General features: G+C 64.3%; 14 protein-coding genes and 1 tRNA gene. 8 read left to right on the top strand and 7 right to left on the bottom strand.

Annotated elements, in window-relative coordinates; translation table 11 throughout:
- Nucleotides 1-13: 13 nt before the first annotated feature.
- The 4 genes from SYNCC9605_RS01160 to SYNCC9605_RS01150 all read right to left on the bottom strand — a co-directional run bounded on the left by SYNCC9605_RS01160 (nt 14) and on the right by SYNCC9605_RS01150 (nt 2,940).
- A complete protein-coding gene (locus SYNCC9605_RS01160) occupies nt 14-1,021 on the bottom strand; it encodes a Gfo/Idh/MocA family protein (protein ID WP_011363265.1) in 1,008 nt (335 codons plus the stop codon).
- 37 nt (nt 1,022-1,058) lie between these two features.
- Nucleotides 1,059-2,342, bottom strand: a complete 1,284-nt coding sequence (locus SYNCC9605_RS01155; RefSeq protein ID WP_011363264.1) for a hemolysin family protein — start codon at nt 2,340-2,342, stop codon at nt 1,059-1,061.
- A 13-nt stretch (nt 2,343-2,355) separates the two neighbouring features.
- Nucleotides 2,356-2,428 (bottom strand) — tRNA-Ile (locus tag SYNCC9605_RS14410).
- An 11-nt stretch (nt 2,429-2,439) separates the two neighbouring features.
- A complete protein-coding gene (locus SYNCC9605_RS01150; protein ID WP_198002462.1) occupies nt 2,440-2,940 on the bottom strand; it encodes a hypothetical protein in 501 nt (166 codons plus the stop codon).
- 56 nt (nt 2,941-2,996) lie between these two features.
- Between SYNCC9605_RS01150 and pyrE the strand changes: the two genes are divergently transcribed.
- Both pyrE and SYNCC9605_RS01140 read left to right on the top strand, forming a co-directional pair.
- Entirely contained in the window at nt 2,997-3,569 is a 573-nt protein-coding gene (gene pyrE, locus SYNCC9605_RS01145; protein WP_011363262.1) for an orotate phosphoribosyltransferase, read from the top strand.
- Nucleotides 3,566-4,360, top strand: coding sequence for a hypothetical protein (locus SYNCC9605_RS01140; protein ID WP_011363261.1), 795 nt, complete (start codon nt 3,566-3,568; stop codon nt 4,358-4,360). The genes pyrE and SYNCC9605_RS01140 overlap by 4 nt, the downstream gene beginning before the upstream one ends.
- Here the strand turns inward: SYNCC9605_RS01140 and SYNCC9605_RS01135 are convergent.
- Nucleotides 4,342-5,817, bottom strand: coding sequence for a TM0106 family RecB-like putative nuclease (locus SYNCC9605_RS01135; protein WP_011363260.1), 1,476 nt, complete (start codon nt 5,815-5,817; stop codon nt 4,342-4,344). The genes SYNCC9605_RS01140 and SYNCC9605_RS01135 overlap by 19 nt on opposite strands.
- A gap of 53 nt (nt 5,818-5,870) precedes the next feature.
- Here SYNCC9605_RS01135 and SYNCC9605_RS01130 point away from each other — a divergent pair, with 53 nt between their 5' ends.
- The 6 genes from SYNCC9605_RS01130 (at nt 5,871) to SYNCC9605_RS01105 (ending at nt 12,836) form a co-directional block, all read left to right on the top strand.
- Nucleotides 5,871-7,334, top strand: coding sequence for a phosphoglucomutase/phosphomannomutase family protein (locus SYNCC9605_RS01130; RefSeq protein WP_011363259.1), 1,464 nt, complete (start codon nt 5,871-5,873; stop codon nt 7,332-7,334).
- Nucleotides 7,331-7,912, top strand: a complete 582-nt coding sequence (rdgB, locus tag SYNCC9605_RS01125; RefSeq protein WP_011363258.1) for an RdgB/HAM1 family non-canonical purine NTP pyrophosphatase — start codon at nt 7,331-7,333, stop codon at nt 7,910-7,912. Before SYNCC9605_RS01130 ends, rdgB begins: the two co-directional genes overlap by 4 nt.
- Before the next feature lie 69 nt (nt 7,913-7,981).
- Nucleotides 7,982-9,019 (top strand): hypothetical protein, encoded by a 1,038-nt coding sequence (locus SYNCC9605_RS01120; RefSeq protein ID WP_011363257.1) that lies wholly within the window; start codon nt 7,982-7,984, stop codon nt 9,017-9,019.
- Entirely contained in the window at nt 9,019-10,074 is a 1,056-nt protein-coding gene (locus SYNCC9605_RS01115) for a Glu/Leu/Phe/Val dehydrogenase dimerization domain-containing protein (protein WP_011363256.1), read from the top strand. Before SYNCC9605_RS01120 ends, SYNCC9605_RS01115 begins: the two co-directional genes overlap by 1 nt.
- Entirely contained in the window at nt 10,071-11,261 is a 1,191-nt protein-coding gene (locus SYNCC9605_RS01110) for an FAD-dependent oxidoreductase (protein WP_011363255.1), read from the top strand. The genes SYNCC9605_RS01115 and SYNCC9605_RS01110 overlap by 4 nt, the downstream gene beginning before the upstream one ends.
- 18 nt (nt 11,262-11,279) lie before the next feature.
- Nucleotides 11,280-12,836, top strand: coding sequence for a BCCT family transporter (locus SYNCC9605_RS01105; protein WP_011363254.1), 1,557 nt, complete (start codon nt 11,280-11,282; stop codon nt 12,834-12,836).
- On the opposite strand, the gene SYNCC9605_RS01100 is transcribed toward SYNCC9605_RS01105, so the two are convergent.
- Nucleotides 12,821-13,522: an SIMPL domain-containing protein gene (locus tag SYNCC9605_RS01100; protein ID WP_011363253.1), complete on the bottom strand. Its 702-nt coding sequence runs from the start codon at nt 13,520-13,522 to the stop codon at nt 12,821-12,823. The genes SYNCC9605_RS01105 and SYNCC9605_RS01100 overlap by 16 nt on opposite strands.
- A gap of 87 nt (nt 13,523-13,609) precedes the next feature.
- On the bottom strand, nt 13,610-15,076 hold the full coding sequence (locus SYNCC9605_RS01095) for a carotenoid oxygenase family protein (protein WP_011363252.1): 1,467 nt from the start codon (nt 15,074-15,076) through the stop codon (nt 13,610-13,612).
- Nucleotides 15,077-15,096 lie beyond the last annotated feature (20 nt).

The following is a 15,096-nucleotide window of genomic DNA, read 5'->3' as shown; positions in this document are numbered from 1 at the left end:
CCAGAGAAAGCTCTCAGATCGGTGCGCACAGGGGCGCTCCCGTATCCGGGTGTTCAACGGCCTGCTCGATCAGGTCTGCCAACTTGAGAGCCCGCGAGGCCTGAAGACCATCCACCGCAGGGGTCTCACGGCCGCGCACGCACTGCAGAAAATGCTCGAGCTCGGCATAGAGCGGCTCGATCGAGGTGGTGCTCACCTCCTCGATGAAGCCGTCATTCCGATAGAGCAGCTCACCATGATCGGCGGAATACCACTCATGGGCCCGGCGGTGGATGTGCAGAGTGTGGTTGAGGAAGTCCGTCTCCACCAGGCTCGAACGGCAGTGCGCACTGAGGCTGCGGATTTTGCGGTGGCTCATTTTGCTGGCCATGAGGCTGGCCACAACACCGTTCTTGAAACCCAACGTGGCGTTGACGTAATCGATCGGGCCTTCGGCACTGCGACCACCGGCAGCGGCGAGCTGCACCACTGGTGCCTTCGCCAGCTCCAGCACGAGGTCGATGTCATGGATCATCAGATCCAGCACCACGGAGACGTCATTGGCCCGATCGGAGTGGGGACTGTGGCGACGGGCCTCAAGAACCACCACCTCCTCGTTGGCCACCACCTTGGTGAGCTCACGAAAGGCTGGGTTGAACCGCTCGATGTGGCCCACCTGCAGCAGACATCCCGCCGCAGAAGCGGCCTCAATCAGTGCGGTGGCTTCATCCTGACTTGCCGCAATCGGCTTTTCGATCAGAACGTGTACGCCCGCACGCAGGCAGGCCAGACCGACGGGATGGTGCAGCACCGTGGGAACCGCGATGCAAACGGCCTCCACCTCCGAAAGCATGGCGTAGTAGTCGGCGAACCAGCGGCAGCCGAATTGCTCAGTGGCGAGCTTGCCGCGCTCAGCATCCGGATCCGCGACTCCAACCAGATCGGCATCCCGCAGAAGACTGAGCACCCGAGCGTGATGCCAACCCATGTTGCCGATGCCGATCACCCCGACCTTGACTGGGACCATGGGGTCGGGAGACATCAGCACAGGCGGTCGATTGAGGGAAGACTATCGGCCTTCAGTCGAATTCTTCTTCTGAGCTGGGGAGAACAAGCCTGACCCGCTCGATCCGCGGGCCTGCCATGGCTGTGATCTCGAACTGAAGGCCATTGAAATGCAGCCCTTCCCCCGCGGATGGAATGTGCTGGAGCCGTTCCAGCAGGAAGCCCGCCAGGGTGTGATGGTCATCGGCCTCTGGGAGATCAAGATTGAGCTGCCGGTTGAGCTCGAAGATCTCCAGATCTCCAGCCACCAGCCAGGCACCGGGGTAGTCCTTGTCTTCGAGCAGATCCGGCTCATCGGTCTCGCCGGGATCCTCATCACCAACGATTTCTCCGGTGAGATCCGCTGCAGTCACCAGACCCTCGGTGCCGCCGTGCTCATCCACCACCAGCAGCAGCGGCTGACCACTGCGGATCATCGGCAGCAGCTCCGCCAACGTGCAGGTCTCCAGCACGGGCACCGCAGGCTGGAGATAGGGCTCGAGCAGCGAATCGGCCTGGAGCTCACCCCGTGCGATCGGTTCGGCCATCTGGCGCAGATCCAGCACGCCACGCACGTCATCCAGCGACTGGCCGATCACCGGGAAGCGGGCATGACGGGTGTGATGCACCGCCTCCATCATTTCCGCGAAACGGACCGTGGCCGGCAGGGTGACCATCCCCGAGCGCGGCACCATCACCTCCCGCACCTGGGTGTCCCGCAGGGCGAAAACCCCTTCCAGGATGTTCTTCTCATCAGGGAACAGACCCGTCACCCGACCGGATTCCACCAAAGTTTCCAGCTCACCAGCTGACAGGGCTGGCACCAGCACATCCCATTGGGGAGCCAGGCCGAGCAGGCGCATCAGCAGGCCCGCCAGCGCCTCAAGCAGGTTGAGCAGGGGAGCCAGGCAGCGCATCACCGCCTCCAGCAGCGGCGCCAGACGAAGCGCCGAGGATTCCGGACGGTTCAACACCCAGGCCTTGGGCAGCAAACCAGCCACCAGCGTGGCCAGCAGAACAATGCTGAGAAACAAGGCTGTATCGCGCCAAACGACACCCACAGACCCATCCGACCAGAGCCGCCCCCCCAGACCACGGCCGGCCCAGCCAAGGGCCACCAGAGCGAGGGTTGCACCCAATTGGGATACCAGCAAAGCGCGCCGCAGGCGTCGCTGGAGACGCTGGATGGAACGGGCCCCGGCCTGCTGTTCCTCCACCAGCACTTCAACGCGGCTTGGGCGAAGCCGCAGCAGGGCCACCTCTGCAGCCGCGAAGAAGGCCGGCAGAGCGAGCAGAACAGCCAGCAGAAGAAGCCGCATCAACAGGGGGGAATGGGGGTCGCGAGGATCGAACTCGCCTTAGGCGAATTATGAGTTCGCTGCATTCACCAGATTGCTAGACCCCCTCGAATGATTGTTACCACAGGGAAGTCGCGTCGGGGAAGTGGTCCGCCATGGGCGCGTCCGGCATGGATTCGTTGACCTCGGTGGCCGCCAGGCTGCCGTTGAACCCGCTCGAGATGTCCAGGGTTCGCGTCGGCAGCGGCGGACTCTGCTCCTCCAGCAGAGCTCCCGTCGTGTTCTGAAGTGCCGAACCATCCCATACCAGTGTCTGGTCGGGGAAGCCGAATCCCATGAACCGATTTCCCTCGATGCCGCCGACAGCAATCCCCAGAACATCGGTCAATTGATGCAGGGGGTCCATGCCCCGGGCCATGGGCGAGGTCCAGGTGTAAAAGCAACGGTTGATCAGCTCACTGGTGGTCTCCATTGGGTGGCACACCGTGACTTCGACGGGGGCGGAACCACTGCCGGACGGAGGGGCCTCGACACTGGTGGTGCAGACCAACGGACCCGCCAGCACCGACGGGCCGACGAGCAGGAGCAGGCTCGAGCCAAGAAACGACCGCAGCAGCACCGAATGAAACAGCTCTATGCGCAAACTAAGGACATCTGCGAAGTGCGGCCAGTCCCATGTCTGAATCGTCGAGTGTCCCGACTGAGCGGGAGCAACTGCTGAACCGTCTGGCCACCCTGGCCTACCGACGCGGAGACTTCACCCTGGCTTCAGGCCGCAAGAGCGAGCACTACGTGAACTGCAAACCCGTGAGCCTGAGCGGTTCCGGCCTGGCGCTGATCAGCCGAGCGATGCTCACCCACGTGGAGGCCGATGCGCGGGCCGTGGCTGGTCTCACCCTCGGAGCAGACCCACTGGTGAGCGGTGTTGCCATGGCCGCCGCCGATCAAAGTCGTGAGCTTGATGCGCTGATCGTGCGCAAGGAAGCCAAAGGCCACGGCACCGGGGCCTGGCTGGAAGGTCCGCTACCCGCCCCCGGGACCCTGATCACCGTCCTGGAAGACGTTGTGACCACAGGAGGTTCCTCCCTGAAGGCAGTGCGTCAGCTGCGCGACGCCGGTTACAAGGTGACCCGTGTTGTCACCATCGTCGACCGTGAGGAAGGCGGTGACGCCGCCATGGCGGCAGACAATCTTGAACTGATCAGCCTTTACAAGCTGTCTGAAATCGCCGCCTTCGTGCCGGCATGAGCAAGTTGTTTTGGGACGCCCAGGTGCCCTGGCTGCGCTTGAACGGCAGTGGAGCTCGCCAGTTTCTTCAGGGGCAGACCAGTGCTGACCTCAACGCACTCCAATCCGGCGATCTTCTTCAGACCTGCTGGCTGACCGCTACGGGACGCTTGCGGGCGGTGCTGGAACTTCGTTTCGATGCAGAGGGAGCCGATGTGATCGTTCTGGCGGGAGAGGCCTCTGCCGTTCACGCTGGATTTGATCAGGTGATTTTTCCAGCCGATCGGGTTCGCCTCCAACCCCTGGCTGAGTTGCGCCGACTGCAGTGGCTTGAGCCCAACGCTGCCGCAGTCTGGTGCGATGCGGAAGCGGAACTGCCGGAGCCCTGGGCATCAGGAGAAGCTGCCACCGTGATGGCTCTGGAGCAATGGCGGCTCCAGAGCGGATTCCCCCCGGGCCCCGGTGAACTCAATGGCGAGACCAATCCCCTGGAACTGGGGCTCGTCGCTCAGATCAGCACGGAAAAAGGCTGCTACCTCGGCCAGGAGACCATGGCCAAACTCATCGGTCAGGCAGGAGTGAAACAACAGCTGCGCCGTTGGAGCTGCAGCAGTGCACTCTCGCCAACGGCAAAGCTCACGCTGGAGGGAGAGCGAGCAGGGGTGATCACTAGTGCTCTCGAACGCGACGGCACTTGGCTTGGGCTGGCCCTGGTGCGCCGCCAGTGCCTGGCCAGTCCAACGCTGGAAGGTCCCAACGGAGAACAGCTCCAGATCCGTCAACCCGAGGCGTTTCAGGATCCCGACGCCTGATCCTGTTCAAGCAACCAAGCGGCAACGGCCCAGGTGGCCAAGCAGTCGTCGCGGTTGTAATCGAAGATCCAGCGCAGTCCGTACCTGTTGCCGCGTCGATCGGGTCCCTCCCCCTGCCACTGCCGCCACCAGAGCAGGGCCCGGGCCCCGTCCACACCGGCCTGACTCCATTGGAACCCCTGCCAAGCGGCCACGGCCTTGAGGCCATAGCTGGCCAGGGGCAGGCGCCAGTAATGCCGCACTCGGGCATGCACATCCACCAACCGCTGACGAAGCTGCAGCACCTCAGCCTCTGCAGCACCCTGCCGCTCAGCCATACGCCTTAAGGCCAGGCTTTCTGTCTCCCCGTAGTGAAGGATCGGCCAACCCCGATAGCGATTCAGCAGCCGCTGCAGCCGCAGCCAGCAACGGGCTTCACCATGCTCCGCCAGGGCCAGGATCGGGTGATACGCCACTGATGCCAGATCCCAGTCTCCGCTTTGGGTTCTGGGCAACACCAGAAAACCGTGAAGGAAGTCGTGACGAGCGTCGGGGTCGGATTCGATGTCGTAGAGCAGCACACCCGGGCAGTCCTGCAGTTCCGGCAGCGCCGCTGAGGCACTCAAACGCTCCACCCGTCCATCGCGCTGCGCCCGGGCCTGAGCCACCAGGGATGCGGCCACCTCACCGTGCTGATCCCCAAAACGTTGCAGCCGCTCGGCGAGCTGCAACGGATCAGCCGCGGCCAGATCGGACAAGCCGCGAATCCCAAGCTCCAGCAACATCTCGCGCCGCTTGGCCCCAATACCGCTGACCTCGCTCAGATGTCCTTCCTCCACCGCCACCGCATTGCAGGCGACACGCCAGCTGCAAAGTGAACACTTGCGCCGGTCGGCGGCCAGCGGAGGAGGAACAGGGCGTTCGAGGTCAGCGTGCAATTTGCGCAGCCCCTCCGACAGCTGTCGGCGCAGACCACTGGAGAGATGCAGCCGCTCCTGTTCCAGGCGCCGACCACCACCGCCGAGCACCAGCATGGACGGAACGTCGCCCTGCTGAATCTGCTCAAGCAACAGAGCCATCAGCGCCAGCGGCAGCTGGTGTTCCCGGGTCGTGCGGCGGCCCTGACGGGCGAGCACCGGTTGGTAGGCGAAGTCACCCCAGCGGCTCTGGCCCTTGACCCGCCGCAGCAGTGGAGGGTGTGCCTCCAACGGCTCACCGGATGGACCAAGGCCCTTGAGGCGCAGACCCACCACAGCCTCGGCACCGGCAGCACAGGCGGCGATGCCATGGCCAGGCTTGCGAGGCAGCAAGGCCACAAAACAGCGCTGCTGGTCGTCCAGCAGCAGATTGCGATGGGCCGTCCAGCGCCGCTCGGCTGGATTGCCGTGGCGGTCGAGCCAGGCCTTACGACGGCAGCGCAGCCAACTGCGCAGCAACCGGTCGGTGAGAGCGTTGTCGGCAGGCGGGGTGTCACCCATCCGCCGACCCTACGGCTGCCAGCTGCTAGATCCACTGAAGTGCAGGCTGTGCCATGGCATCGGCTCCCCTCCCTCTGAGTCCAGCTCCGATCAAGTTCGGTACCGATGGCTGGCGCGGGATCACAGGCGTCGACATCACGGTGGAGCGGTTGTTGCCCGTTGCCGCCGCCGCGGCTCAAGAGCTCGCCCATCGCGCTCCCGAGGGTCTCAGCAGCCGAACGGTGGTAATCGGTTACGACCGCCGCTTTCTGGCTCCAGAACTGGCGGAAGCCATCGCGGCCGCTGTGCGGGGTTGTGAACTCGAACCCCTGCTCACCGACACCGCTGTCCCCACGCCGGCATGCAGCTGGGCCGTGGTGGAGCGCAAAGCCCTGGGAGCATTGGTGATCACCGCCAGTCACAACCCCCCGGAATGGCTGGGGCTGAAGATAAAAGGCCCCTTTGGTGGATCGGTCGAGGGAGACTTCACGGCCGCCGTGGAACGACGTCTGGCTGCCGGCGGCATCACGGCCCCGATCAAGGCGCAGGTCCCCCGGTTTGATGGACGCGGCGAGCATCTCGAAGGGCTGCGCCGCAAGCTGGACCTGAATGCCCTGGTTGAGGGCCTCAAGGCCATCAACCTCAAGGTGATCGTCGATCCGATGCACGGATCAGCTGCCGGGTGTGTGACGGAGCTGCTCGGCCCTGAAGCCGCTGGCGTTGTGGAGGAAATCCGCAGCGAACGAGATCCCTTGTTCGGCGGTCATCCGCCGGAACCCCTGGCGCCCTACCTCGGGGGGTTGATCACGGCGGTGAAAGCCTCAACCGCCGCCGGAACCCCTGCCGTGGGACTGGTGTTCGATGGCGATGGTGACCGCATCGCCGCCGTGGATGAAACCGGCCGGTTCTGCAGCACCCAGCTGCTGATGCCCCTGTTGATCGATCACCTGGCCCGGGCCCGCCAGCTGCCGGGCGCCGTTGTCAAGACCGTGAGTGGCTCGGATCTGATGCGGCTGGTGGCGGAAGCCCAGGGGCGGAAGGTTCTGGAACTCGCGGTGGGCTTCAAATACATCGCCGCAGAGATGCTGGCCGGAGATGTGCTGATCGGCGGCGAGGAATCCGGTGGTGTCGGCTTCGGCATGCACCTGCCCGAGCGGGACGCCCTGTTCGCGGCGATGCTGGTGCTGGAAGCCCTGGTGGAAGGGAAGCAACCCCTGGGTGCACGTCTGGATGCACTCCAGCAACAGCACGGTGGCAGCAGTCACTACGACCGACTCGACCTGCGCCTGGCCGACATGGAGGCACGCCGGCGTCTCGAGACGCTGCTGGCCCAGAGCACGCCCTCGAGCGTCGCCGGCGCCGAGGTGCTGGAAGTGATCAGCACCGACGGGATCAAACTGAGAATGGGTCCGAACCACTGGCTGATGCTGCGCTTCTCCGGCACGGAACCGCTGCTACGGCTTTACTGCGAAGGACCTGATGCCAGTCGGGTGAACGAGGTGCTCGCCTGGGCCCGCCAGTTCGCGGAGGCCGCATGAAGACCCTTGTGATCGCCAGCGGCAACGCCGGCAAGATTCGGGAATTCCAGGGCCTGCTGCAGTCCCTGCCTGTCAGCGTGCAACCCCAGCGGGAAGGCTTGGAGGTGGAGGAGACGGGCACCACCTTTGCCGCCAATGCCCAGCTCAAGGCCCAAGCGGTTGCCGCCGCAACAGGGGAATGGGCCCTGGCCGACGATTCAGGCCTAAGCGTTGATGCGCTTGATGGAGCTCCGGGGGTTCATTCCGCCCGCTACGCCCCCACCGACCCGGAACGCATTGCCCGGCTGCTTCAGGCCCTCAACGGCTCAGACCAACGCCAGGCCTATTTCTGCGCCGCGCTGTGCGTTGCCGCCCCAGACGGCACGATCCTGCTGGAGGTGGAAGGCCGTTGCGACGGCTTGATCACGGCCGCACCCCGTGGAGATCAGGGTTTCGGCTACGACCCGATCTTCGAAGTTGCTGGAACCGGCCGCACCTTCGCGGAGATGCCGTTGGCGGAGAAAAAGCAGCACGGCCACCGCGGCAAGGCCTTCACCCTCCTGGAACCCAGGCTGCGCCAGTTGCTCCAAGCAAGCTGAAGAGGAACCACCGATTCCCCGGCCCCCAGGCCATGGTCTGTACGGTGAGGCCTGCCGCTGACGAGGTCCATGGCCATCGCCATGACCACGGGTTACAGCGCGCAGACCGAAGGGGCTCTCCTCTGCATTGAAGCCGCTTCGGACTGGGCCTTGACTTGTGTAGATGAACTGGCTGTCGCTGACAGCCATGTCCTGATCGATTACGGAGCTGCCGATGGCGGCACTGCCGTTGGGCTCTGGAACCAGGTGCTGGATCGCCTGCATGCCAACCAGCCAAAGGCGCACCTGACGGTGATCGGCAACGACCTGCCGAGCAACGACAACACTGCTCTGGCCAACAACCTGGCCCTGCAGATCCCCCGGGATCCAAGGCCAACGGTGCTGGTGAGTGCCCGCAGCTTCTATGAGCCCTCCGTGGCGCCGAACTCAGTGAGCTTCGGCTTCTCCGCCACGGCCATGCACTGGCTGAGCGCCTCCCCCGGCCCCCTGAACAGCCACACCCATGTGCTGGCCTCCGGTGATGCCGGAGCGCTTCAGCGCTTCACCGCCCAGGCGATGAAGGACTGGAACCACATCCTCGAGCTGCGCAGCCGCGAACTGAAGGTGGGTGGCCGCCTGCTGACGGTGAACCTCTCCCGTGATGAAGCAGGCCTCTATCTCGGCCACAACGGCGGCGAAACCCGCAACGTGCACGACCAGCTGCACCAGATCTGGCGGGGCATGGCCGAGGAAGGCCTGATCAGCCAGGAGCAGTACCAACAAGGCACGGTTCTGAACTTCTACAAGTCCCCCGAGGAGTTCATGGCTCCACTGAAGGACGAGACCAGCGCCGCATACCGCAACGGCCTACGGCTGGTGGACGAGCGCACCGTTTACGTGAAGTGCCCCTACCGACGCCGCTGGAACGAGAACGGTGACACGGCGACTTTCGCCGCCGGATTGATGGCGACGATCCGCAGCTGGAGCCGCCACAGCTTCGCCAGTGCTGCCGGTGATACCGCAGCAGACACGGTGTTCGAGCGGCTGCAGCAGCGCATTGCCGAAGCCCCCAGCGAATGGAGCCTCGACTACGTCGAACACCACCAGATGATGGAGAAGGTGGCCTGATGAGCAGCGGCAAGAAAACAGCGCCGACCGTGTCGGTGCTGGCGGAACACGTCTCCGACCACCTCTCGGTGTTCGTCGTGGCGGAAGACACCGATGCCAAGCGCCCCGCCAACGGAGGCCTGCGTGTGCTCAATTACCCGAGCGATGAGGCCTGCATCGCAGACGGACAGCGGCTGGCGGGGTTAATGACCCACAAGCACGATCTTTACGGCACTGGTTTCGCCGGAGGCAAGATCGTGGCCCGGGCTGCTGAACCCGATGCCGTCAAGGATGAACTGATCAGCGTCACCGCCGAGCTGCTGGAGTCGCTTGATGGCGCAATGATCACCGGCTGCGATCTCAACACCAGCCTGGAGGACATGGAGCGTCTGACGGCGCTCACCCCCCATGTGCTGGCGGCGGTCGGCAGCCCCGTGGACGCCAGTGCGGCCACCGCCCACGGCACTCTTGGGGCCGTGGAGGCCGTTCTGGACAAGGCCCTCAATGACGCCCAACCCGGACGGGCCCTGGTGCACGGCTGCGGCGCCGTTGGTGGCACCGTTGCCCGCCATCTCGTCGAGCACGGTTGGACCGTGTTCACCGTGGATCTGAATCGCGAGAAAGCCAGTTTTACCGGGGCGACGCCGCTACCGGACAGCTGCGCCTGGTGGGAGCTGAACCACGACCTGCTGCTGCCCTGCTCGATCTCGGGATTGATCAACGCCGAAATGGCCACGGCGCTGAAAACCCCCGCCGTGGTGCCTGCCGCCAATGCCCCCTTCCAGCAACCCCAATTGGCGGATGACCTGCGTCGCCGCGGTGTGAAGGTGCTGCCGGACCCCCTGGTGAATGCCGGAGCTGTGATCGCCGATTCAATCGAGCGGTTCTCCCCCGACGCCTGGAAAGACGCTGGTGCCGTGGACGTCTATGCCTTCGTTCGCGATGAGGTGCGCCGACGGGCCAGCGACTATTTGAACCGGCGCGAACAGGGCTTGTCGGTGGGTGCCGCCCTTGATGAAGTGGCAGCCACACCCTCCACCGAGCCCATCGGCCTCAGCTTTGGAGAAAGCGAATGAGCACACCCACCTCCATACCCAGCCGGGCAGCTGTCGTGATCGTTGGCGGCGGCATGGCCGGCCTCAGCTGCGCTGCATCCCTGGCCCGCCGCGGCGTGCGCGATGTGGTGCTGCTGGAAGCCCAGACCCTGGCCCACGCCAAAGCCAGCAGTTATGGCGAAACCCGGATGTTCCGGGAGATGTATTCCGACCCGGTGCTCTGCCGTCTCGCCCAGGAGGCCAACCGCCTCTGGCGCGAGGAAGAAAACCACGCCGGACAGCAATTGCGGGAGACCCACGGCCTGCTCTTCTATGGCGAAAGCTGGGATGAAGAGACGATCGAGGGGTCGATCCCTGGGGCCCGACGGGTCATGGACAATCAGGGCATCCCTTATGAAGCCCTCGATGCCAACCAGATTGCAGCCCGCTTCCCGCTGAAGCCGAAAGCGGGCTTCACGGGACTGTTCGAGCCCACCGCTGGTGCCGTGCGCAGCGACAGGGTCGTGGCCCACTGGATCAACACCGCCCGCAACGCGTCCCATCAGCTGATCGAGCACTGCCCCGTGGCAGGCCTCGATCCAGACGGCGGAGGCGTCACCCTGGAGAGTGGCGAACACATTGCCGCCGGACAGCTGGTGGTGGCCTGCGGGATCTGGAGCCAACTGTTGCTGGCCCCTCTGGGCCTCGCACCAAAACTGGAGGTGTGGCCGATGCTCTGGGCCCATTACACGGTCGACCCGGCACTGGCCGATCGCTACCCCCAGTGGTTCTGCTTCCAGCAGGAACGTGGCGATGACGGTGGCCTCTACTACGGCTTTCCTGTTCTGAGCCAAACGGCGGATGGCCGCCCCCGGATCAAAGCGGGCATCGACTGGGCCCCGAGTGAGCTGCGCGTCGCCGAACCCAACGCCATGGTCACCGGACCACCAGCCCGATTGGTGGAGTTGCTCGATGCCTTCCTGTTCAACGAACTGGACGGTGTGCAGGAGCGGGTGGAGACCGTGATCAGCCCTTACTCCATGGCAAGCGACGTGAACTTCGTGCTGGACCGGCTCACCCCGAAGCTGAGCCTGTTCGCAGGAGGCTCCGGCCAGGCCTTCAAGTTCGCCCCCCTGATCGGTGATTCCCTGGCACGCCTCGCCAGCGGCGAACAACCCGCCGTCGATCTCTCCTGCTGGAGCCACCAACGCACCGCCGTCCGCGCCTGACCCCTCACCCGTCATCCAATGTCTGACATCCCCACGAACCAGCGTTCCTGGTGGCGGCAGCCCCCCCTCTGGGTGGGCGCTGCTCCCCTACTGATTTTTCTGCTGGTGTCGGCCATCGACCTGGCGCTGGCCAAGCAATTCACCGACAACGGCAAAGCCGTGATCAGTGATGCCCTTGGCGGGGTCTGGCAGTGGATGGTGGTGCTGCTGTTTCTGATCGCGCTGATCCTGGCCATCAGCCCAGTCGGAAAACTTCGGCTTGGGGGGGCGGAAGCCAAACCCAGTCTGAAATTCTTTGATTGGTGCGCGGTGCTGATCTGCACCCTGCTGGCGGGGGGTGGTGTGTTCTGGTCGGCAGCCGAACCGCTTTATCACTTCCAGACCCCATCACCGGTGTTCGAAGGGGTCGAAGGCAGCACAGCCGCAGCAGTGGATCCCGCCCTGGCGGTGAGTTTTCTGCACTGGGGCTTCCTCGCCTGGGCTCTTGTGGCCACGACCACCACGATCACCTTCTCAATCCTGGAGCGACGCGGTGAGCCCCTGCGTCCCCGCACCCTGCTGGTGAACATCGTGCCGCGCAGCTGGGTGGATGGTCCGCTCGGTCACCTGGCGGATGGGTTGTCTGTGGTGGCCGCGATCGCCGGAACCGTTGGCCCCCTGGGCTTCCTCTCGCTGCAGCTCAGCAATGCCGCAGGGCAACTGCCCTGGCTCAGCGACAGTGCCGGACTGCAATCCCTGGTGGTGGTGCTGCTGACTGCCGTCTTCGCGACATCCACCGTCAGCGGCATTCAAAAGGGCATCAAGTGGCTGTCGGAACTCAATGTGTGGCTCACCCTGGCCTTGGCGGCGGGCCTGCTGCTGCTTGGGCCGGGCCTCTGGCTGATTCAGCACTTCTTCAGCGGCTTCATCACCTACCTGATCCACCTGCCGCAGATGGCCCTCACCCCCAATGCCGTGCCGGCGAACTGGGTGAACGGCTGGACGGTGTTCTACTGGGGCTGGTTCCTTGGCTATGCCCCATTGATGGGCCTGTTCACCGCCGGCGTCAGCCGCGGCCGCAGCATCCGTGAACTGGTGCTGGCGGTGGCCATCCTCTGCCCGATCGTGACCAATCTTTGGTTCACCCTGCTAGGTGGCACCGGACTGCATCTGGAGTTGGCCGGGGGCGTCATCAGCGACGCCCTGGCCCAGAACGGAGCCGCTGCGGCCCTGCTCACCATCCTCAGCCAGCTGCCCCTGGCAGGGCTGCTGATTCCGATCGGCCTGGTGCTGGTGGTGCTGTTCATGTGCACCAGCGCCGACTCGATGAGTTACGCCGCGGCCATGGTGGTGAGCGGCCGCAACGAGCCCCCTGCTCTGCTGCGCCTGTTCTGGGCCTTGATGATCGGCAGCCTCACCTTGGTGCTGCTACGCATCGGCTCAGGGCTGGGGGACAGCACCTCCATCGATGCCCTGCAGGCCTTCATCGTGATCACCGCGGTACCGGTCACCCCCTTGGTGCTGGCCACCCTGTGGAGCGCACCACGGCTGGCCTGGAAAGAATGGCACCGCACTGCCGATCAACGCAGGCAGTAATCCAGTTTGAGAGCGAGGCTCTGACTTGGCTTGGGAGCCTCCCCAGGCCTGAAGCTGGTGTTCTCCCTGCGTACAGCCATCTGCATGGGTCGTTGGGTCGAACCACGCTGGTCAATCAGCAACAGCTCCACCTTGCGCAGACCGAGAGCCCGGGCTGTGGCCTGCGCACGACGTTGCCCTGTCTCGAGAGCTTTCTTCAGCAACTGATCAGCCAATGAGGCACGGCTGTCGCTGGTCGCCAAAGACGTCATGCCTCGCAGCCGAACACCCGGCAAGCGACCAACGGCTTGGATCAGCGCGTTGTAGTTGTCACGGCTGACCTCGCCCGTGATGGTGGTGCTCGCCCGCTCCAATCGTGGTCCCGACGTGCCTCCCCCAACGGAGTAGCTACGGGGTGCAGGGATCGTGAGCCGACCCAGAGCAAGCGGCTGAATGACCTGACGCGCCTCAGCCAAACGGCCGTTCAGAGCGGTCATCGCAGCATCCTTGTTGGCCTTTTCAGCGTCGATCCCGAGCGAAAAACGAAAGCGATCGCTATGGCTCGTTCCACGCTCATTCACCTGGATCTGAAGCAGGGTGCCATTGCAAACGCGCTCTGCTGCCCTCAGGGGCGATGGCGCAACAACACTGAGCCCGAAGAGAACGGACACGGCAACCTTGGCAACGCCCCAGAGTCGATTCGTCATGCCGAGCCTTCAGTTGGGATCTTTATTCTGGCGAGCTTGGACAAGCAAACCCTGCTCAACCATGACCGGCTTGTTTCAAGCCATGACTCACCCCGCCGCCCAGCTCCCATGCAAACCATGGGGAACGGCCAATGGCAGCTCCAGCACCGCCACCTCCGACAGATCACGGGCGTTGAGGATCACCAGATCGGAGGCAACCCGGGCACCGTTCCAAACCAGGTCCAGCACCCAACCGTCGTCCTCCGATTCAGCGCCAGGGCGCCGCACCATCAGGGGCTCACTGACAAAACCGCGGGGCGCCGCACTCCAGGTGTGGGTCGCCCCGGAGTCCAGATCAAGTTTCTGAATGGCCTGCAACGGATCGTTGCCCGTCTCCCGCTCCGCCACCGCCATCCAGGCGTAGCGGGCACTGAGGCCCTGACGCTCGGGGTTGACCATGGCGAACTCACAGGTGCGCTCGCTGATCCGCTCGGTCTGAACCGATTCACGGCTGAGATCAAGACGGCAACGGTGCAGGGTGCCCTCCGGCACCGTGTCGAAATCCACCTCAGCGAAATCCTCGTCAGGTCCGATGGACGGGAAATCGTCGTAGACGATGCTCTCCACCACAACGTGATCGCCATCCTCAAAGGCATTGAGGTGGTGGAAAACGAAGCCGTCGGGGGCTTCGAGGATGCGGGGCTTCTGACCAGCGAAGCGACCGGAATCACGGGGGATCAGCCAGAAACGCCCCTTGCCGCCGGGTTGAGATGCCAGGCACTGGGCCGCACCCTTTTCGCCGGTCACAAACGGCAAGGGATTGAAGGCGATGGCATTCTGGAGGAACACCGCCCAGTTGGGGGTAATGGCGAAGTCGTGAAGAAAGGCGAAACCGGGGAAGCTGTCGGAACGGTCATGCAGCAAGGCGCCGGCCTCCGGGCCATCGGTGGCGAACTCCATCAGACGGATGGTGCTGCGGGGCCCGGTCTTCACTCCGAAGGTCACCATGCAGGGCCGGCCGTTATGACCAGGATCGAAGCGGGGGTGGGCACTGAAAGCCTCGCCCTTTTTCAAGACGCCATCGAGGCGTGAAAGACCGCGGGTCTCCAGGCTGCGGGGATCGAGCGCATGGGGTTCCGCCGCCTCCCAGAGGGCAAGCAGCTGATCGCCGAGACGCACGACATTGGTGTTGGCGATGTTCTTCAGGCGCAGATCAAAGGCGTTAGCCAGCCGACCACCTGGCTTCTGGCTGCCGAACACACCTCGGTAGAGAATCTTCCCGGCCTTCTCCTCCGCCAGCCAACCCTCGGTGCGCACATAACGATTGCTGAGGGAAACGCTGCCGTTCTCAAACCGCATCGCCGCGATCATGCCGTCGCCATCAAAGGGGTGATGAACGCGATGCCCATCCCGCTCAAGACGTCCGGGGCCATTGCGATAAAAGGTGCCCTGAAGCTCCGCCGGCACCGTTCCACGCACCGGCGTCAGCGCCACGTCGGTGAGTTCCTGCTCCACATTGACGAAGGAACTGGCCCAGTCGCTGCGGTCGTAGCTGCGGGTGGGGGCGACAGTCACGGGCGAATGATCAACGTTCG

Source organism: Synechococcus sp. CC9605 (genome assembly GCF_000012625.1).
GTDB lineage: Bacteria > Cyanobacteriota > Cyanobacteriia > PCC-6307 > Cyanobiaceae > Parasynechococcus.
This window is presented reverse-complemented; position numbering and strand designations above follow the sequence as displayed.